The organism is Shewanella sp. CAL98-MNA-CIBAN-0140, assembly GCF_040309905.1.
In the GTDB taxonomy this organism is placed as follows: Bacteria; Pseudomonadota; Gammaproteobacteria; order Enterobacterales; family Shewanellaceae; genus Shewanella; species Shewanella psychromarinicola.
Map to the genome: position 1 here is coordinate 56,705 of NZ_JBEOPI010000015.1, position 21,621 is coordinate 78,325.

The window sequence follows — 21,621 nt, forward strand, 5'->3', positions numbered from 1 at the left end:
CGACTATTCAAGTTCATCTAAATACTCATCAAGTAACTCATCATCTGCTTGACTTGATGGAACATCACCATCAAAAACTTTGTAATCCATATGCTGTAAATAAGCATTTTTTACAAAAGCATAAGGATCAAGAGCATTGTCTAATAATCTTTCTTGATCAATGGCTTTAGAGCGGGCATCCAAACCTTTTAAGCCCCATTTTAGTACTGACTGCCACATCGTTAATTCCGATAAAGGAAAGTATAGACCATCCACCCAATCAGAGGCGATTTCTCTTGTCACGATTGGGCCATAAAATGGCGCCATAAAATAAGGACCATTTGGCGTACCATAATAACCTAACACTTCGTTGAAATCGTCTTGTTTGCGATGCATCCCCATCATGTCAGCAACATCCACTAAACCCAGTAAGCCTATGGTGGTATTAACCGTAAAACGCCCGCCAGCATTAGCTGCCCACTTCCACTTACCTTGGAGGGTATTATTCACTAGAGAGCTAGGCTCTTCTAAGTTATAAACAAAATTATTGACCCCTGTTCTTACTGGGCTTGGAACATAATCTTTATAACTATGAGCGACTGGGCGGATAATATATCTGTCTAAAAGCAGATAGTTAAAATCCCACATTGTGCGGTTAATCCCTTCAAATGGATCGAGAGGATCATTGTATTTGAACTCAACCGCAGCGAGTGTTGATGTGTCAACTTGAGGTGCTTCGGCTTCGGCATACACAGGCATGCTAACAGCAACGATCACCTGAAGTAATATCCATTTATACTTCATATAACTCTCTTTAAAATAACAAAAGGTCTCACTCAACAAACTGCCATTTCTGTCTTTTTATTAAAGCAATTTTTGTTCAAGTCGATATAATTTAGCAAGCAAGTGTTAGGCTGATATCTTACAATATTTAACAGTCAGTCCTTGCTTATACGTATCTGTTGCCAGCAATCGTTCATTATCATGGTAATCAAACCATATGAGTTGCCCCAATAATGGTAACAGGGGGCTAAGGATAGTGCGCCTTTTGACAATATCAATCAAAAAATTGTAAATGAAGTTGATATTCTTCACTGACATCTTGGTTGATTTCGATAGATAAACATATTCGTTTGATAGGATTTATATGACAGTGCCAACAACGCTTCCCAAAAAAGCGGTTAATACCGTCACATTTAAACCTGCTGATGCAAGTCAGAAACCGCTGTCAGATCGTAAACAAACTCAAACTGATAGCGCTTCTTTGCCGGTGCAAACGTCAAATGAAAAATCCGTTTTATCAACGTCATCTTCCACAAAATCAGATTTAGCCCCAGTATTACTCGCGGTCAAGGTTTTGCAACCACCAGCAAGCGCACAAGTCAGCATCACCATTGAAAATCAACAATATCAACTAAACAAAACCGCTGAACTGCAAAAATTATTACAACAAACAGCCCAAGTCGTGATTGCAAGCGATCAAGCTAAACTTTTGGCACGCGCCGCGTCCAGCGTAAATCAGCCCCAGGGCAAAGTCGAAGTCATCAATAACCCAGTTCCTGCGTCAACACCTCTGACGGCTTCAGCGGGGTCAACCATCACATCGCCAGCCCAAACGGTCGCGACTCAATTAGTGCTTTTAGCACAACCCATTCAGCTTGCCTTACCACAAGCGCTTGAGGAACTAGCAAAACAAAATGGTGTTTCAACACAACAGCTTACAACGTTAGCAACAAGGCCTCAAGGTTATCCACTGCCTACAGCCGTAATAGACCAAGACCAAAATCAACTAACGTTTGCCGGTGGCACAAGCATCAAACTATCACCAAATACCGCCCTACATCCTGGCCAATATTTAGCCAAAGTCGTGGTGCAACAGCAGCAACTACAACTTGCTCTAACACCCGTCATTGCAGAAGTAAGCGTAAATTTAACTAAACTCACAACAACGCCGCAAGCAGCCATGTCGCCTCAAGCGACAAACATCATCATCACTAAAAATGAACCGGCACAAATCCTCAGCCAGTTTCTAAAAAAACTAGAATCTACACCATTGCCAAAAATTGATAATGCGATTAAAGGAAATGATAGCCAACAAAAAGTTCCCTATGGATTAACCGCGGCATCGGTAACACAGCAACAAACCCAATCCACACTATCGGCACAGCAAGCGAGTCTAACCAAAAACACTAGCAACATGGCACCGCAGGCTAATCTACCCAACACCACTACCGCCAATACGGTACAGCAAGCTAATCTAGCCAACACCACTTCCAACACGGCACAACATGTCACGCTACCGATAACATTATTAGCGCAACAGCACACAACCAAATCTAGCACCGCACCCGCCATCCTAAATAGCGCGAAAAATGAGCTACCCAACACGTTAAGTAGCGATCCAGCACCAATAGAAGTATTGAATAAAGCCTTATCAAAAGCAGGTGCGATGCCAATAAAACAGCAGCTAGCTCAACAAATTCCTCATAATCTCGCCAGCGAACTGTTTAAACACTTACCTCAAATAAGCCCTCACCCATTAAGTGCATTAAGCGATCCGGCATTACTCAGCAGTGAACTGCACAGTTTAGCGGCGCTAAACCTCGCCCACACCTCGCTGAGTCATTCAGGGAGCTCACACCCCTCACCACTCTTTTCTGGTAGTGCCATCACAACCCTATTCCAATTACTATTAGGGGTGAAATCAAAATCAACAGGGGCGGGGATCAGCGAAAAACTTCAGGCCCACTTTGCGCAATTGCAACAACGGACCTTGAGTAAACTCAGCGCTAATTCAGGATTATTAGCGGCATTAGACAAGCTAGGTGGCGCAGACTCAATGGCACAATTAGCAAGTAGTATTGCACTTTACCAACAGGCAAGCACCGATCCCAATCAGCCCATGACATGGTACTTTGCCCTGCCCTACTCAATTAACCAACGCGATGAGCAATTTGAAGGTAAGTTTGAACAAGAAAATGATCCAGACAAAGATAAAAAAGCAGGATGGAAACTGCAACTCAAATTTAACTTAGCTCAAGGGTCATTATTGATTTGTGCGCATAAACAAGCTGAAGTGCTGGATATTCAATTTAAAGGCAATAACCAAATGCTACTGGCGAAAGTAGAAAGCTTTAACCAAGCATTATCAGATAAAATCACTCAAATAGGTTTTACCCCCGGTAAACTCACTACTCAGTTGGCCCAAATTCCAGCAACCTTATTACCTGGCGATCACTATTTAGTCAAAACTAGAGCCTAATAGAGAATATGATGAAAGATGACCCCAAAAAAATCCAGCAAGCTGTTGCACTCAGTTTTGATGGTAAAAGTGCTCCTAAAATTACTGCTACAGGTAAGGATTTAGTTGCCGAAGAGATGATATTAATCGCCAAAGACGCGGGGATCCATATCCATCAAGATCCACACTTAAGTGAGTTTTTACAACTGTTAGAATTAGGTGACGAAGTGCCTAAAGAGCTGTATTTATTGATCGCAGAGCTGATTGCATTTGTATACATGCTGGAGGGGAAATTCCCTGAACAATGGAATACTCTTCATCAAAAAATTGTCGCTCAAGCTTAAAAGGTGCTGCCAAAATAGCCTGAGGTTAAATAGGTTAATGGTTTAAAGAGGTTAACCCAGTACCAATGGGTAAGTCAGATTCACAGTTTCCAGTTTGGACATTCAAATTCTGGTTTATACCATTATATATGGGTACAACTTCACCAGTTAGCAACCTAAGAAAGGGCTTAAATGAGTAATAAAATTCACCTTTTCAATTAATAAAATACTGATTTTAAGCCAAATTCAGATATTAACTGAAGCGTTAACACGAGAAATAGCCATGAAGACCCACCTTAAATTGATATCTGTACTGAGTATTTCGTCTATCTTTCCTGCATATGCTCAAGTGGTGAGTTTTGATGATTACGGACCTTTACAGGTATATGCACAATCACCAATGCAGTCTATCAATCTCAGTCCACTTTTGCGCTCTGGCTTTTCGTTGCCTCAAGGGCAAAAAGAATGGTACATCACAGCTAATGCAGCCAGCATCTGGTCAGAATCAGACGAACTATTAGCAGACTACTATCAAAATGCGATTCGCAGCGGCCTTAAATGGCAAATCACAGACGATTTACTGTTTGATGCCAATTACACTTGGCAGTTTAGCGGTGATAATCATCTAGACTCATTAACGATGTGGTTCCACGATGCTGCTGGTTTTGATCAAAATGGTCGTAACCAGCAAGCTAAACACCAAAATCAAATCCGATCTGAAAAATACGCTATCGATATTGATAATTTTAGTGGCGAAACCCTCAATAATGCTCTTAGTGCATATTTAGGTTATCAATTATTACAAAATGAGCATCATGGTATTTCCGTTGGGGGTACCTTGTACTACAAATATGTCGATTCGGGCCCATTTGCCGATGAAAGTTTTCAGCAAAGCGTACAAATTAATTACGGCTTCCATAATGGCAATCACCATGTTAATTCAACCCTAGGTGTAAGTTTCCAGCACAATAAATACCCACTCTCGCAAAACGCCTATGAATCACATTACTTAATGCTGGGACTGGGTTATGAATACCGTACAGGCCGTCATGGCTGGTTAGCTGAATACCATCGCTATGATGGGATGGTGAGCTGGGATGAAAACTTCTCCGAAGCGTCTAATGAAGCCTTACTGGGTTATCGTTATTATTTCAATCGTAGCGCACTCGAGATCACCATGGTTGAGAACTTTTTAAACATGGATAACAGTGCTGACATCGCTTATACATTTGGTTATCGCCATAAATTTTAACACCCTATTCTAGGGCGGACTGCGTCCTGCTAGGAACGCTTCGCTGCTAGAACGGACTTCGTCCTGCTAAGAACAGCTTCGCTGCTAAGATTGAGTCGCTGCGCGACTAGGCTGTTGATTTTATAGCCTCTAGCCGCGTAGCGTCCTAGCAGCCCAGCGCTCTAGGCTCTTGCTAAGATTTAATAGCCTCTAGCCCCATAGCGTTCTAGGCTCTTGGCTTGTCATCTAGAGTCTCTTCTATTTGACAACCTAACACTCTATTTCTGCCACGCTCTTTTGCTAAGTACAATTGTTTATCAGCGGCTTCAATCAAGGTTTTATTCGGCATATCATACATTGGCACCATGGTAGAAACCCCAGCACTAATAGTCACAAAACCTGATACATCGGAATTAGCATGAACAATGTTAAGTGACACAATACTGTCAACAATTTGCTGAGCGACATAGGTCCCCCCAGTTAAATCGGTATTCGGTAACACACAGATAAACTCTTCGCCACCAAAACGCGCGACCAAGTCATAAGGCCGATTGACAGTGTCTTGTATCTTCTGTGCAACAGCGCGTAAGCAAGCATCGCCTTCGGTGTGGCCATAGGTATCATTAAAGTGCTTAAAAAAATCGATATCCAATAAAATAATACTTAAGGGCTGTTTCTCACGCGCACATTGTAACCAGCTTACCGACAGTACTTGCTCAAACTTAAGTCGATTAGCAACACCGGTTAATCCATCTAACAAGGCAATAGAACGCAATAAATCAGTATTTAATTTCAATAGAATTTGATTTTTAATCCGCGCTTTAGTAATAACAGGATTAATCGGTTTATGAATAAAATCAACCGCCCCTAATTGAAATCCCCTAGCCTCTTTATCTTCATCAAAATGAGCTGTCACAAAAATAACCGCAACATCTTTAGTCTCGGGATCTTTTTTTAAATGCGCACACACATCAAATCCATTGATCATCGGCATTTCAATATCTAACAACACAATGTCTGGTTTAACTTTATTGCACATATCAATGGCTTGGTGACCATCGCGAGCCATATAAATGTCATAATCAGCTTGCAAGAGTTGATGCAATATTTTGATATTGACAACCTGATCATCAACTAACAGTATTTTACCTCTAACGGGCTCTACCCCAGAAATATACTCATCTATGAACACGCATTACTCCTTAATTATCGATTTTAATGTATCGATAGCATCCAGAAACTCTAGTTGGCTCACTTGGTTTTTTAATCTTAACCACAGCTTATCTGGCACCACTTTGTTTAACAGGCGCTCAAGGTACTCAATGGCATCTAAATTTTGCTCAAGCAATAATTCCATTAATCGATCGACTTTATCCGATCCGATAGATTGTATCGGCAATACTGCTTTATCAGCTAGGGTGCAGGGCCTTAATACCGCACTTTCGTCTGGAAATAAAGTATCTAACATCTGCAAACTATCATTAATCAGGTCGTGCATTTGGCTCAGATAATCAACTGAATCAACATTAACGGCATTGTTTATATTTTGCTCCAGCGAAGCGGCAAAAGCGGCCAGTCGCTTAGCACCAATATTGCTCGAGGTACCTTTAATAGTATGGGCAATACTACCGATAAGATTGTCATCATGTTGTGCAAACGCTTGAGTAAGCGACCGTAATTGATCTGACATTTCTGATGCAAAAAGATGTTTCACATCAATAACAAACCCACGCTCACCACCAAAACGACGTAAAATAGAGTCGGGATTTTCTATAATCAGATCATCGTCGCCCTCGTTAAACACTTCAGGTGACCTAATATGCAGATTATTGACCGGCAGATGATAGTAAGCGTTGTTTTCTTGGTTCAACAGGTTAAGCATACAAGGTAATAAACTCGTCATATCTATCGGCTTACCAATATGATCATTCATACCCGCCTCAAGGCATAATACTTTATCGGCAAGAGATGCGTTGGCCGTCATAGCTAAAATAGATAAATCATTAAATCGGCCATCAGCACGAATAAGACGAGTAGCCTCTAGCCCATCCATATCGGGCATCTGCATGTCCATGATCACAATATCAAATTGATTATTCGACTTAGTAACCCACTCTACGCCCTCAATACCGCCTTTAGCCAATGTCACAATCGCACCTTGTAGTCGCAATAATTCATCAATAACTTGACGGTTAAGCTGGTTATCTTCAACCACTAATACCCTGACACCTTTTAATGCCACATGGGTTATTTTTTTAGATTGTATAGGTCGATCTAAACCATTAATGGCTTGGTAAACCGTCTCAAGCATTAAATTAGCCGTTACTGGCTTAACCAACAAACTCACAAACGGCTGTTGATGATATAGCTTGGTTTGTTCTATCACCTCAGCGCCATAAGCCGTCAACATAATAATGGCAGGAGCTTTACCGGCAGCAAACATCGTGTGAATATGATTGGCAGTGTCTAAGCCATTCTTATCTGGCATGCGCCAATCCATAATAATGACATCATAATGGTTAGTGGCATTTACGCTTTGCTCAATAAGATTCATAGCTTGTTTACTGTTATGCGCTTCATTAACATAAGCGCCATGGGCCATTAAGGTTTTTGATAAAATTTTACGACTCATCTTACTGTCATCAACAAGCAGAATATTCTTACCCTGCAAATCGATATCAAAATCGTGGTTGTTTACTTCAACAATATTAAACGTCAAATCAAACCAAAATCGACTTCCCTCGCCAATATGACTCGTTAGGGCTAATTTACCGCCCATTAACTCCACTAGGCGTTTAGTAATCGCTAATCCCAACCCCGTACCGCCAAATCGTCTTGAGGTTGATGATTCTGCTTGAACAAAACCTTGAAAAATCTTATCCCTTTGTTCCGGAGTAATTCCGATACCAGTGTCTGTGATAGAAATGATTAAATTCACTTGGTTTGCATCAAATTTATTGCAGTGCACACTGACAATCACGTGACCTTCTGACGTAAATTTAATCGCATTACCGGCAAGATTTAACAACACTTGGCGTAAACGAAGCTCATCACCTTCAATCAAGTACGGAATGGCAGGGTCTAAATCAAAAATAACTTCTACATTTTTATTGTGTCCATTGGTCGCCAATATCACCGCTAATTCACGCATTAAGGTTTCGAGTTGAAACGAGTGCAAATAAAGTTCTAACTTACCGGCATTAATTTTGGAAAAGTCTAAAATATCATTTAATAGTCCCAATAATGACTTCGCAGCAATCTCTGCTTTAGTGACATAATCAACTTGTTGGCGACTCATATCAGAATGTTGAATAAGCTGTAGCATGCCTAACACGGCATTCATCGGGGTACGAATTTCATGGCTCATATTGGCTAAGAAAGCTGATTTTGCGGCACTGGCCGCATCTGCGGCTTGCTTGGCTAAACGCAAGGTTTGCTCTAATTCACGTTGATCAGTAATATCACGGTTAATCCCAATCACGCGCAACGGCTTACCTGATTTGTCGTAACTAATTTGGCCTCCCGCCTGTATATAGCGAATTTGATTCGAACGGGTAATAATTCTAAATGTCGGCTCATAAGGTTTATTTGAGTCAATGGTTTGCTGTAAAGCAAGTTCAGCCATATCAAAATCATCAGGATGAATTCGTTGTTGCCAATGCTGGTAACTTAACGCCTCTTCCTTAAGTGATAATGGATAATCGTACATTGCAAACATACGATTATTCCACTGCAAGATATTAGTATCTAACTCTAAATTCCAAATACCCAACTCTGCTACCTCAGCCGCTTTAATCAGTTGATTACTGGCAGACACCAACTCTTCTTGTTGCTTAAGCATCGTATCAATGTTCACTGCAACGCCTAAATAGCCAATAATCTCTCCGCTTTGATCACGCATAGCCGAAACCGACAACGATACTTGGCACTGAGACAAATCTTTACGAATATAGGTCCAAGTCCGCGTTTCAGGCCCTTGAGTTCTTGGTTTATACACAAACACATCAAAAGCGCTAACCTCTTCACCAAACTCTTCGCTTAACTCTATACTGCGTTGCTGAACTTCAGCAGCAAGATGTAATATCGCAGGGCTTTGTTTACCGACAACCTCTTTGGCATTATACCCGAGCAACAACTCTGCACCACGATTGAAAATGTTAATAATACCGCCATTATTAGTTGAAATAATGGCAATTTCTGTTGCTGCTGCAAGCACATTAGTGAGTAAAGAAGCGAGTTTATTCTTTTCAAGCTGGGCATTTTTACGTTCAGTAATATCAATCCTCAGAGCAATGCAGCGATCAAGATTACCGTTCTCATCCATAACTGGCGCAATCACCGTATCAAGCCATTTAACATTACCCTGGCGATCGCGGTTACAAATTTCATCATGCCAAGTCTGGCCAGCGTTAATGGTTTGCCACATGTTTTTCCAAAACGTATCATCATGTTCATTCGACTTTACAATAGAATGTTTCTGACCAATCATTTGTTCGCGAGTAAATCCAGATGTTTGGCAGAAATAATCATTTACCGCCAAAATAACGCCATTTTTATCCGTCTCAGAATAAAGTAGCTGCTGATTAATATTATCAAGTAAGGTTTTATTTTCTGACAGAGCGTGTTGTAACGCGTGAGTCCGTTCGGTGACTTTACGCTCAAGACTGGCATTAATGCTTAAAATTTGCTTTTCCGCATTCTGTTGTACTGTGATATCTCGAATAGTCTGGCTGACTCCGATGATTTTGCCGAACTCATTATAAATAGCCAGTGACGTCATCGAGGTTGACAGTAATACATTGTCTTTTCGTTTATGCTCGCAGACAAAATTTAACAATGATTTACCGTGAAGCACCTGATTAAACTCTTCAGCTTCTGCATCATAGCCCTCTTTAGGTACAATAACCGTGGTTTTCTTGAAACCAATCACCTCATGTTTTTCATAACCAAAAATAGATACCGCACCATCATTCCAACTGGTGATGATACCATCACAATCGAAACTTATAATCGCATCGAGCGAATGTTCTAGAATATTAGCACGCCTTTCATTATCCTTTAAAATTAGCTGCTTACGCCCTAAAGTATAGCCGTAAAAACTAAGCAACCCAGCCAGTAATACACTGACAATTAAGCCATAACTAAAAACAATATTAGGTGATGCTAAATGTAAACCACTAACAAATTCGGGATAAGCCACTAATGAAATGCTCCATTTACGCCCAAATATATCGCGATCTAATGCAGCAGAAAAAGACGATAACGGATTGGCATCACCAACATGGGTTTCATAAAACATGACACTGTTTTGAGTATCGGTCACATCATTAATCAATAACTTGGTCGTCTGGCGGGATAAATTGATCTTCTCAAAAACTTCATTAGCTACTAATGGTGCATAACTCCAACCAAAAGCTTCTGCCGCCCGTAACTCAGGGGTCGGTGGCGTAAAACCGGTACGGTAAATGGGCATTAAAATTAAAAAAGCTTGCAACGGATGACCTGTCGCCTGGACTAACGTGATCGGCCCCGTTAAGCGTACTTCCCCGGTTAAATATGCTTGTTGGGCGGCATTTTTACGGTTTTCCTCAGAGGCAATATCTAAACCGACGGCGGCAAGATTACGCTCAACGGGTTCGATATAGTCAATCAAATATCGTTCATCATCATGAGGGCTAAGCTGACGGACACTATACTTTGGCCAATCATCAATTTTAGCTCTGGCAACAAAATTCGCTTCATCGGCTGCAGGCACTCTCCGGATATAACCAAACCCTCGAGCACCGGGGAATTCACTTTTAAAATCACGTGTTAAGCTATATTTTTTAAAGAATTCACGTGAAATATTATCTTCACCAACCGTATAAATAATCCCTCGAGCACCTCGTAAACCATATTGATATAGTACGATACGATCAACAATATTATTGGCAACTTGCTCAATCACCGCTTCAAGAGAGCTAGTAATGATGGTTTTATTTTGATGATTAACACTTAGGGCTGTAACAAAACTAATGACTAAGCCAGAAGCAAATACTCCAATACCCAATTTAAACGCATTTTTATAACTTGATAGTCTAGTCATGTTTATTAGTTGTTAAGAGTCATGAACATTAACTGTGAACGACAAAAGAGTTTTTTACAAGCTAGACATTGAAAAACATAGTGTTTTCAAACCCTATGATGGTGACAGAGGTGACAAGCGATATTGAGAGAGAACAAGCGATAATGCAGCGCTCTTGGCTTGTCATCGCTCATCTAAATGCTAGGACGGACTACGTCCTGCTAGTGTCGCTACGCTGCTAGAGCGGACTTCGTCCTGCTAAGATCCTAGGGCGGACTACGTCCTGCTAAGAACAGCTTCGCTGCTAAGATTTTATAGCATCTAGCCGCGTAGCGTCCTAGCAGCGCAGCGTTCTAGGCTGTTGATTGTATAGCCCTAGCAGCCAAGCAGCCAAGAACCTAGAAGCGATTGACTAGAACGGGGCGTCTATATCAACCACGGCAATGAGTTTATGGTTAACAAACTCCTTGATGCCCAGACCCACAAGTTCACGGCCATAGCCTGAACGTTTAACGCCACCGAAGGGCAAGTCCGCCTTGGCCATGGTAGGGTGATTGACGAACACCATACCCGTGGTTATACGCTTAGCCACTTCTGCGCCATGCTTTGGATTGGCGGTAAAAACAGACCCGCCCAGACCAAACGGTGAATCATTTGCAATCTGCACTGCATCATCTTCATCCTTGGCACGAAACAACATAGAGACCGGACCGAAGAATTCCCAATAGCGCGCAGGGTTGTCTTGTGAAATATCAGTCAGAATGGTCGGCTGAACGAAATTGCCTGAATTGGGAACGATTGGCCCTACTTCCGTTGCCGTAGCACCAAAAGCAACCGCCTGGCGTATCTTGTCCTTAATTTCTTCTGCGGCCGCCTTGGAAGAAAGTGGCGCCAAGGTGGTGGTTGGTTCGAACGGATCACCCGCTTTGAGTTTCGCAACACCGGCGATATAGCCTTCAAGAAACGTATCATAGACGTCATCAACAATGATCATCCGCTTAGAGGACACACAAACCTGGCCACCATTCCAGTGCCGCCCTAAGACCGCCCAGTCAATGGTTTTTTCCATCTCAGCATCGGCGAGAACCACGAATGCATCTGCACCGCCAAGTTCAAGTGTCGATTTCTTCAACGCTTTGCCTGCCTGCGCGGCAACGACTGCACCGGCGCCTTCCGACCCAGTCAATGCCACGCCATGGACGCGCGGATCATTGATAATGGTTTCGAGTTGCGACCGTGTGGCATAAAGATTCTTAAACACACCCTCAGGCAGACCAGCGTCCAGCATCAATTTTTCGAACGCGGCAGCAGCCTGCGGAACATTAGACGCATGCTTGAGCAACAGGGTATTACCTGCCGACATTTGTGGTGCGGCAATGCGGACCACCTGATAGAACGGGAAATTCCATGGTTCTATCGCCAATAATACGCCCAGCGGTTCAGCGTAAATTACCGCTTCTCCTTCAGCCACTGGCAGCTTTTGAGGTGCCAACAGCGTCTGTGCATTCTCTGCATAGTAGTCGAAGATATCCGCCGACAGCGCAACTTCGGCTTTAGCTTCGGGCACAAGTTTGCCCATCTCAACAGTGAGCAGATTGGCGAAATAATCAACGTCACGGCGTAATATTTTAGCCGCAGCGTGCATCACGCGTGCGCGCTCAACAAACTCGCTTTCCTTCCACGATAAAAAAGCAGTGTGCGCTTTTTCAATCGCTTGGTTAACCTCAGAGTCGGTTGCGTCTGGGAATGTTTCCAGAAGATCGCCCGTGTAGGGGTTACGTGTTTCATAAGTCATAATAGTTACCTTTCTTGGGTATGTGTTAACGGGGGGACAGATGTTTCAAAACCGGCCCCCTGTCCTGTATTGCAAAGGCTAGTGCCTGCTACCCTTTCTGGTTCTGGTTCTGGGTCGAGGTCAGTACCATCAAGATTTTCATGTATTATCCTTTCAAGTTTGGCCAACGTGGATCACGCGCTTGCCGATGTTTTCACCTTTAACAAGATCGATGAATGCCTGGGAGGCATTTTCCAGCCCCTCAATTATCCTTTCTCGGTATTTTATTTTGCCGCTTTCAACCCAACCGTTCATTTCCTTGGCGAAGTCTGGATAGATATGACCAAAATCGTCAAAAATAATGTACCCGTGCACCTTGATCTTCTTGCGCAGCATCTGACCGATCAGCCAGTTCATCCGCTCCGGTCCCGCAGGCATGTTAGTGGCGTTGTATTGCGACACCAGTTTGCTGGGCGGGATCTGTGCATTTGGATTCAACAGTGGGGTAACCACATCAAGGATCTTGCCACCGAGATTATCGAAATACACATCGATGCCGTCAGGGATAGCCTTGGCAAGCTGGTCGGCAAAGTCAGGTGCCTTGTGGTCGATGCAGGCGGTGAAGCCCAGCACGTCCACCGCATAGGCGCATTTTTCAGCGCCGTCCGCAGTGCCAACAACACGGCAACCCAACAGCTTGCCGATCTGGGCAGCAGTGGCGCCGACCGGACCGATCGCAGCCGTCACGGCGATAGTCTCGCCAGCCCAAGCCGTAAAGCCTGCCATTCCCAAAATGCCCAGCGTCCAAGAAGGATGCAAGGGAGATTTACCGAGGTTAGTCAGCCCGGTGCCATCCGACAGGGCATAGTCCTGCCAACCATTGAAACTGAGCACGTAGTCGCCCGGTGCAAAGCCATCGATATTTGAATTGACGACCTGCGCAACCGTGCCGCCTACCATCACCTCACCGATCTCTACTGGGACGGCATGGGATGGCGTATCACTCATTCGATCTCGCATATAAGGGTTGAGCGAAAGATATTCCGTTCGCAGTAACATCTGATTGTCGCCAGCCGCAGGGATCGCGGCCTCAATCAAGGTCAACGTGTCTTTAGTGAGTTCACCCTTAAAACGTTCGGCCAAACCCCATTGCCGATTCGTTATCTTTCTCTGTTTCAACTTCATTGTCCTCTAAAGTGACGCCTCAAGAATACGACGTACATCGCTAGGGGTGATGTCATTGTGTTCGCCAAGGGCGGTCATACCATGTTCCTGCAAGGCCGTAACGATAAGCTCGATTTCGGCTGCGGCAATGCCATAGTCACTCAACCGAGTCTTGATCCCGAGTTTCTCGAAGAACGCTCGCGTTGCGTCGATTGCAGCATCAATCCGCTGGTCATCGGATCCCTCATTGATACCCCAGACATTAGTGGCATATTGCAACAACTTTTCGTATTTGTGGCCGCGCTGATCGCTCAACAGAGACGGCAGCACAACCGCAAGGGTGCGCGCGTGGTCGGTATCATTGAGCGCAGTGATCTCATGTCCAATCATGTGAGTAGCCCAATCTTGCGGCACACCGGCACCAATTAATCCGTTCAGGGCCAGCGTTGCTGTCCACATCAGACTGGCGCGGATGTCGTAATCTTCAGGTGTCTCAAGCGATTTAGGGCCAAGATCGATCAGCGTGCGCAGTAGGGATTCGGCAAAACCGTCCTGAACGTGTGAGGCACTTGGGTAAGTAAGATACTGTTCGACAATGTGTACAAAGGCATCGGCCGCACCGTTGGCAATCTGACGAGCAGGCAGCGTATAAGTAAGCTCAGGATCGAGCACAGAAAAGACGGGGTAGCAATGTGGGCTTCTAAAAGGAAGCTTCGCTATCTTCTCAGGGTTGGTGATCACACCGCCATTGTTCATCTCTGAACCTGTCGCAGGTAGCGTCAGCACAGATCCTAATGGCATCGCTGCCGTCACCTTCGAGCTGCCGGAAGTAAGGATCTCCCAAGGGTCGCCTTCATACAACGCCGCCATTGCAATAAATTTGGTCGCATCGATAACAGACCCGCCGCCAACGGCAAGTAGGAAAGTGATGTCGTTATCCTTGATCGCTTGGACAGCATTAAGCGTAGTGGCATAACGCGGGTTCGGCTCTATACCGCCAAACTCAATGAATGTGCGATCACAAAGTGCTGCACGGACTTGCCCTAGGACGCCGGTTCGTTCCGCGCTGCCGCCGCCATAGATAATCAACACTTTTGCGTCTGCTGGGACATGATCGTTCAGGTCCGCAATGCGGCCTTTACCAAAAAGAATTTTTGTCGGGTTGTGAAAGTCAAAATTTTTCATTCTCTAAATTTCCTTCTGTTTCAATGTACAGGTGTACGTCTGTGCAGGCGTACATCAATGTTTTTGCGCCTAGCGTTCAAATATGGGGCTAGACCTGATGCGTTGCTTTAATTAGCGGCCGCATCTTCTTCGGCCATGCCCTGCTAACGAGGCGGTGATGACGAGTGATGTCGATTGGAAGCGGTTTGGCCGTCAGGTCCATCGCGCTGTCAAAATATGAATAGCCAAGCGCAAACAGCGCTTTGGTATGAGTGGCAAGTTTGCTGCTGCACGCTTGCTGATAAAGTTTGTGGCCTCAACCATACATAACGGCTCGTTCACAAGGTCATTGGCAGAACGTACGTAACCATAGTTCCGCGCAATGGCAATCATTTGGATGGCAGTGGCTTGGATGGCATACAACACGCTGCTGGTAGTCACTTGCTTCCTATTTTCACGTTATTCACTTGCTAATACTTTACTAGATAGTCAACTATAAAACTAGGTCAATCGTTTGTATAAATTCAACTTGAATATGTTAGACCTGATATTAAGTCCTGGACTGCGGTGTGAACAATTTATTATCACGAGAGTGCACAAGAGTGGATAAGTATCTTACTTGCCGCCCTCTTCTGCCGCTGCTTTTAGATTATCGAAAGCGCTGAATCGAAAGCGCTATTGGTGCTTTACGTTAAATGAGACTAATCATAGTTGACTGTTTAGCTATACTAACATACTGGTAATAGACTTTCCAATTTGGCACCGATAAAATCCACACACTGCTAGGGATTAGAATAAAAGGCCAGAGTCCAGAGTAAAGACCAGGCTCAGAGTAAATGCTAGGGATTGGAATAAAAGGCCAGGGATTAGAATAAAAGGCCAGGGTCCAGAGTAAATGCTAGGGATTGGAATAAAAGGCCAGGGTCCAGAGTAAAGACCAGGCTCAGAGTAAAGGCCAGGGATTGGAATAAAAGGCTAGGGTCCAGAGTAAAGACCAGGCTCAGAGTAAATACTAGGGATTGGAATAAAAGGCTAGGGTCCGGAGTAAAGACCAGGCTCAGAGTAAAGGGGGCGATCTATCACGTCGAGTTCACAACGCTTGCCGTTGAAATTCAGCTTTATCAAGACCAATTAGCTTTCACGTCCTACTCATTATCACTGCCTGCCAATAGTCTTGTTGTGATTAAAAAAGTTTGCGCTGCTTGACCATAGGTTTGCTAACTCATACTGGCGCTTTTCGTAAACCCTAACTGCGTATGTTATCGGTATCAACTAAATAGCACTGGCGTGATAACAGCAATAGATCGGCCAAGAACAAGGCAAATATACTAGTGTCTCGGTTAACGATTAACGATTAACGATTAACTGTTAACGATCAACGCCGAAGCGGCCCGCCGCGCGAACAAAGACCATAAACCCAAATTAACAAATAATCAGCTGCAGTTTCTAGGTGATAATACTTTGAAACCTTGTTTCAATAATAGTAGCCAGATGGTCAACTAGTAACCGAAAAAATAATTACACCCTAAGCGGCATCCGGCGCAATACCCAGCATTTGCAGGGTTCCTGGCCAAATGTCATCTAATAAAGTCGGATCGTTGCGGACTTGGGCATGGGTCAACACCCCTTCAAAAAAACCGAGTACGCAACGGGCACTCATCGCTGGATCGGCGACGTTAATCGTCCCTTCAGACTGGGCATCACGAATGGCAGATTCAATGTATTTGAGCAAATCGCTAAACGTATGCTGTAACTTCTTATCCAGTTCAGGCGCGGTACCGCTGATCTCAGCACCCACACTAAAATTGGGACAGCCAAGGACACGACCGTGTTTCTCGAGCGCCTCAAACTGTGTTTGTCGTATATCGTCAAAATAAGCTTTCAGTCGCTCTAAAGGCGGTCGAGTCGCCGAAAATAAGGTATTCATTTTCGGTTTCTTTGCCTCCCATCCCTCGCGGATCGACTCGGCGGCAAGGTCGGACTTAGAGGTGAAAAAATAGTAGAAACTGCCTTTCTTCACGCCGGCGCGCTCACAAATAACATCAATCGTGAGAGTGCCATAACTGCTCTCCCACATCAGATCGGATATTGCCTGTAGCAGGCGTTCTCTGCCATCGCTTTTACGGCCCATTCGCTAATACCTATCATTACGTTTGTGTTTATTGTAGTTGACTATATAGTTAAGTCAATACTTCGACTATTTTCTGGCCGTTACATCGCAGTCGATCACAGTATTAAGTCAATAATATTGGCAGCAAAAGTAATCTGCAGCTAAATCTTAGCTAATTTAGCCTAACTCGGAAATATTCATTGTTATTACACAGAGGCTCTTTGGGGCAAACTTCATTGATCATAATCTTAAGTTATTACCAGATCTCAATGCTGGATAGTGCGAGGTTAGCCTCCCCCATCACCAGATGACTTTTATTGGCTATCACTGGCTACCACTGACTACCATTGGCTACCATTGACATACCTTGTGCCCACTCAGTAAAAAACAGCCCCGCAATGCGAGGCTGGTTCAAATTAATATTTACTGCTGCTCTGTTGTCTCAGGGTAAAGACTATTCCACCACTCAGGCTGGTCTTTTAACTTTAAATCAAACCAGGCCATAGTGGTATCCCACCAGTCGAATCGTGCTTGGCGAGTATTGATATGATGGTTTTGGCCGTTAAACTCAACCAACTCCACTTCTTTACCTAATAATTTAAGCGCGGTGTACATGTAATGGCTTTCACCCACTGGCACATTAGTATCGGCGTTGCCGTGAATTAACAATAACGGGGTGGTGATTTTATCTGCATGATATAACGGGCTTTGTTCAACGTAGAGCTCAGGGTTATTCCACGGGAAACTGCCTCGACTGGCCACACCAGAATAGCCATAACCCCACCAGCCATGTCCCCAGTAAGAAGATAAATTGCTGATCCCAGCATGGGACATTGACGCGGCAAAAATATCGGTTTTGGTGGCTAAATACATGGTCATAAAGCCGCCATATGACGCGCCCATGTTACCCACTCGTTTAGGGTCAACAAAATCATGTGCATCCAAGAATGCGTTAGTCCCTTCAATAATGTCTTCAGCACTGTATTTACCCCATGCATTCACATGACGTCCACTAAATGCTTGGCCATAACCGGTTGCACCATTGGGTTGTAGTACATACACAACATAACCTTGGGCTGCCCATAAATTAAATGGCCAACGACCGGTAAAGTGACGCCCTACAGGAGAGGTGCCGCCATAGTAATATACCAATGCGGGATACTTTTTACTGGCATCAAAGTCTGCGGGTAAATACACCCGACCATCAATATTGTGGCCATGCTTATTGGTAAAATCAAAATCTTGAATATCACCGAAACGGGTATTGGCATAGCTTTGTTGCTGACTATCGAACAACAGCTGCTTACCACTGGAGTTCAATGTCATTTTGAAGGTTTTTTGCGGCGCGGTGGCCGACGTACCCGCAAACACAATCGTTGGCGTAGATTGCTCGATTGCCACACTAAAGTAGTCAACCATATCAATGCCCGTGTCTATTCTACTAAAACGTTTTTTGCTTTTATCAAATAAATACAGTGGTGAGCGGTCACCTTCGGTTACCGTTAATATTACATCATCATTTTCTAGCTTGGTCATGCTACCAATAGCAGGGGTAAAGTCTTTGCTTAACGCGCTCACATTGCCTTTGCCATCGCGCCAATATAACTGGCCATCATAATCATTCACTTCGATGGTTTTATCCTGGATCCCCACACCATCCATAAAGCGTGGCCCAGCGGTAATGTACATGCCGTCATCGGCATATAACGCACTGCTAAAGCTACGATATTGGCCAATAACAGTTTCAGTTAACGCGTTTAGATCCAATTCAACTAACTGAGTTAACCCATGTGCAGGCTGTGCATAATCGACCGGAGAGCGAGTCAGTAACAAGGTACCGTTATCGACACTAGCATCTAGAAATGAGCTGCTGATCTTGTTATCGGTTAGCTGACGAATAAAGCCTGAAGCCACATCTAATTGATAAATTTGGCTGTTGTTACGCCAGTCACTCCAGCGGTCTTCCAATGCGCGAAAACGCTTTGAGGTGGCTTTTTCATCGGCTTTAAAGGGTTTTTCCCAGTTAAATAACACGCTGTCACCGTACCAATGCAAACCAGACACATTGTCGATATCGCTCGCAACAACTTGGATAGTTAACTCCGCCACATTCAGTAATTGAATCTGTTTATTAGCCACAAACGCCAATTGTTTGCTATCACCCGACCACACGGCGCTGCTTGGTCGATTGTCTTGCCAGCGATACATCACACTGTTGTCCGACACCTTGCGTAACTCGGTCACTTCAATCGCGGTATCACCTTGGCTAGCCTGGTATTCAATCGTCGCTTGCAGCAGGTATTGACCATTAGGTGATAGGGTTAAGCTGTTAATTACTTTGGCATCAAATAGCTGCTGCGCAGACACACGTTGTGATTTTTGCTGGGTAAAATCGAGCTGATCAACATCGCTTTTCCCCTGCCAATCCAAGCTAAAAGGAACCTCTTTTTGCAGACCATCGGCCAATACTAAAACTTGGTAGTCGCCATTAGTTAAATTTAGCGAGACCTCATTAGCAGACTTCACTAATTGGCCATTCACATACACCTGTGGGTTATCAAGCCCTTTTACCGTCAACGTACCTTGGGTAAATCTATGGGTAGATACCGGCAGTTGATACGCTAACCAGCCCTCACCTTCAGCTGTTGATGAAGCCGCTTGCCAAGTCAGTTGTTGGTTAAATACTTGTATCGAATTAGACTTTTTAAGACCTGATCCCTCTACTACGTTAACCGCTAATTTGGCAACTAAGTTGGTCACTAAGTTGGCACGCAAAGCATCTGCTTGAGCACTTTTTGATAATGGTGTCGCAGTCAGTTGAATGACTGGGCCTAAGCGCTGAATGTGGCTAATATCAATTTCAGCCCCGTGAGCTATGCCTGAAATAGCCATGGCTAAACTGGTACAAACCAGTGTAAAAGCTTTCATGAAGCGTCCTTTTCTCGTTATTATTGCTGATTTCATATAACTTTTTATGCGCCACAGTGTGACAAAAATGGCATATAAATGCATCTGTTTTTACTTCGTCCTGCTAGGGTCTAGGGCGTGACTTCGTCACTGCTAGGATCGCTACGCTGCTAGAGCGGACTTCGTCCTGCTAGGGACAGCTGAGCTGCTAAGATTGAGTCGCTGCGCGACTAGGTGCTAGAACGTGACTTCGTCACTGCTAGGGACAGCTTCGCTGCTAAGATTGAGTCGCTGCGCGACTAGGTGCTAGGGCGTGACTTCGTCACTGCTAGGATCGCTACGCTGCTAAGATTTTATAGCCTCTAGCCGCGTAGCAGCGTAGCGTTCTAGGCTTTTGCTATAGATTGTATAGCATCTAGCCGCGTAGCGTCCTAGCAGCGTAGCGCTCTAGGCTCTTAGCTTGTCATCGCTCGTTACCGCTTGCCATCTCTGGTACAAGGACAGCTTCGCTGCTAAGATTTTATAGCGTCCTAGCAGCGTAGCGCTCTAGGCTTTTTCCTTGCATCCCGTCACAGCGATGTTGACTAGGCATCAAATTGATGCCATCTTGAGGTATCATTAAGGAGAGCAAATTATGAATAACTCACCGTTAGCTAGAGCTGGATTAAGTGAAGATTTATTCCAAGATCAGTTTAAGTACATTAATGCGATTAACATTGGGGTTGCGGGCACTGTGGTTAAGTCACTTATTGATAGAATGCCGCAGCAACGGGCATTCATCTGTAAAGCATTGGGGGTAACCAGTGGTAACGTCAGCAGACTTTATAAACTCAAAGCGCTAAACAAAACTCAATCAGAAGAAACGCTCGATATCATCAGTGTCTATGATGCTGCATATCATCTGTATGATGATATCGACTTAGCAAATGAGCTGCTACAAACGCCTATTCCGGCACTCAACAACCAGAAGCCGGTTGATCTACTCGATTCCTTTGCCGGACGTCGATTAGTAAAGGAAGTCCTCAATAAAATGAAATGGGGTGAGTTTTCATAAATGCGTATTTATCGGATCACCTCAGAAAAACACCTAGAGAGCTATAATGGCTTAGGCGCGAGTTACTTAGACGGCGCCAGATGGAATAACAAAGGCTATCCGGTTATGTACTTTGCCATGTCAGCATCAGTTGCTATGCTCGAAATGGCAAACTATTACCCGCTGCCAAAATTCATCCCAAAAAATTTCATGTTAGGTATTTACGAGATACCAGACCAGCTATTATCGCAATTTGATCTTTCGCTCTTGCCTGATGATTGGAACGTGTACCCTTATCCCAGCTCGACTCGCAAGCTTGGCAGTGAGTGGCTAGATTTAAACTTAAATGCCGGACTTATTGTGCCTAGCGCTGCGACGCCAGATGGACTTGAATCAATCATTGTTGTTAATGGGCGTCACCCAGGCGCTGAGCAGATAAAATTGATAGATAAGAAATTGAAACTGTTTAATGAAAGGGCATTCGTCGGACGTAAGGACTGAAACTGCTAGGATCGCTGCGCTCTAGAACGGACTTCGTCCTGCTAGGGACAGCTTCGCTGCTAAGATTTTATAGCATCTAGCCGCGTAGCGTTCTAGCAGCGCAGCGCTCTAGGCTGTTGCTGTTGCTGTT

At 44.2% G+C, this 21,621-nt stretch carries 13 protein-coding genes; 5 read left to right on the forward strand and 8 right to left on the reverse strand.

What is annotated here, in order from left to right; genetic code table 11:
* Nucleotides 1-3 precede the first annotated feature (3 nt).
* Nucleotides 4-783, reverse strand: coding sequence for an MlaA family lipoprotein (locus AAEY93_RS09720; RefSeq protein ID WP_351076475.1), 780 nt, complete (start codon nucleotides 781-783; stop codon nucleotides 4-6).
* 343 nt (nucleotides 784-1,126) lie between these two features.
* On the opposite strand from AAEY93_RS09720, the gene AAEY93_RS09725 reads away from it, so the two are divergent.
* The 3 genes from AAEY93_RS09725 (at nucleotide 1,127) to AAEY93_RS09735 (ending at nucleotide 4,795) form a co-directional block, all read left to right on the forward strand.
* The gene (locus tag AAEY93_RS09725) at nucleotides 1,127-3,241 is read left to right on the forward strand and encodes a flagellar hook-length control protein FliK (RefSeq protein WP_351076478.1); all 2,115 of its coding nucleotides are present in this window, start codon (nucleotides 1,127-1,129) and stop codon (nucleotides 3,239-3,241) included.
* Nucleotides 3,242-3,249: 8 nt separating this feature from the next.
* Nucleotides 3,250-3,564, forward strand: coding sequence for an EscU/YscU/HrcU family type III secretion system export apparatus switch protein (locus tag AAEY93_RS09730; RefSeq protein ID WP_435805878.1), 315 nt, complete (start codon nucleotides 3,250-3,252; stop codon nucleotides 3,562-3,564).
* 262 nt (nucleotides 3,565-3,826) lie between these two features.
* Nucleotides 3,827-4,795: a DUF3187 family protein gene (locus tag AAEY93_RS09735; RefSeq protein WP_351076481.1), complete on the forward strand. Its 969-nt coding sequence runs from the start codon at nucleotides 3,827-3,829 to the stop codon at nucleotides 4,793-4,795.
* A 205-nt stretch (nucleotides 4,796-5,000) separates the two neighbouring features.
* Here the strand turns inward: AAEY93_RS09735 and AAEY93_RS09740 are convergent, their stop codons facing one another.
* From AAEY93_RS09740 to AAEY93_RS09770, 7 genes are all read right to left on the reverse strand, one after another.
* Nucleotides 5,001-5,966 (reverse strand): diguanylate cyclase, encoded by a 966-nt coding sequence (locus AAEY93_RS09740; RefSeq protein ID WP_351076484.1) that lies wholly within the window; start codon nucleotides 5,964-5,966, stop codon nucleotides 5,001-5,003.
* Nucleotides 5,967-5,969: 3 nt separating this feature from the next.
* A complete protein-coding gene (locus AAEY93_RS09745) occupies nucleotides 5,970-10,859 on the reverse strand; it encodes a PAS domain S-box protein (RefSeq protein WP_351076486.1) in 4,890 nt (1,629 codons plus the stop codon).
* 391 nt (nucleotides 10,860-11,250) lie between these two features.
* Complete coding sequence (locus tag AAEY93_RS09750; protein WP_351076488.1) at nucleotides 11,251-12,633, reverse strand: NAD-dependent succinate-semialdehyde dehydrogenase; 1,383 nt, start codon at nucleotides 12,631-12,633, stop codon at nucleotides 11,251-11,253.
* A gap of 153 nt (nucleotides 12,634-12,786) precedes the next feature.
* Nucleotides 12,787-13,791, reverse strand: a complete 1,005-nt coding sequence (curA, locus tag AAEY93_RS09755; RefSeq protein WP_351076490.1) for an NADPH-dependent curcumin/dihydrocurcumin reductase — start codon at nucleotides 13,789-13,791, stop codon at nucleotides 12,787-12,789.
* 12 nt (nucleotides 13,792-13,803) lie between these two features.
* Nucleotides 13,804-14,961: an iron-containing alcohol dehydrogenase gene (locus AAEY93_RS09760; protein WP_124013977.1), complete on the reverse strand. Its 1,158-nt coding sequence runs from the start codon at nucleotides 14,959-14,961 to the stop codon at nucleotides 13,804-13,806.
* Between the two features lie 1,504 nt (nucleotides 14,962-16,465).
* Nucleotides 16,466-17,071, reverse strand: coding sequence for a TetR/AcrR family transcriptional regulator (locus AAEY93_RS09765; RefSeq protein ID WP_124013979.1), 606 nt, complete (start codon nucleotides 17,069-17,071; stop codon nucleotides 16,466-16,468).
* A 402-nt stretch (nucleotides 17,072-17,473) separates the two neighbouring features.
* Nucleotides 17,474-19,978 (reverse strand): alpha/beta hydrolase family protein, encoded by a 2,505-nt coding sequence (locus tag AAEY93_RS09770; RefSeq protein WP_351076493.1) that lies wholly within the window; start codon nucleotides 19,976-19,978, stop codon nucleotides 17,474-17,476.
* Between the two features lie 613 nt (nucleotides 19,979-20,591).
* Here AAEY93_RS09770 and AAEY93_RS09775 point away from each other — a divergent pair.
* Together AAEY93_RS09775 and AAEY93_RS09780 are read left to right on the forward strand one after the other, a co-directional pair.
* Nucleotides 20,592-21,011, forward strand: coding sequence for an Xre family toxin-antitoxin system antitoxin (locus tag AAEY93_RS09775; protein ID WP_124013981.1), 420 nt, complete (start codon nucleotides 20,592-20,594; stop codon nucleotides 21,009-21,011).
* A complete protein-coding gene (locus tag AAEY93_RS09780; protein WP_124013982.1) occupies nucleotides 21,012-21,491 on the forward strand; it encodes an RES family NAD+ phosphorylase in 480 nt (159 codons plus the stop codon).
* Nucleotides 21,492-21,621 lie beyond the last annotated feature (130 nt).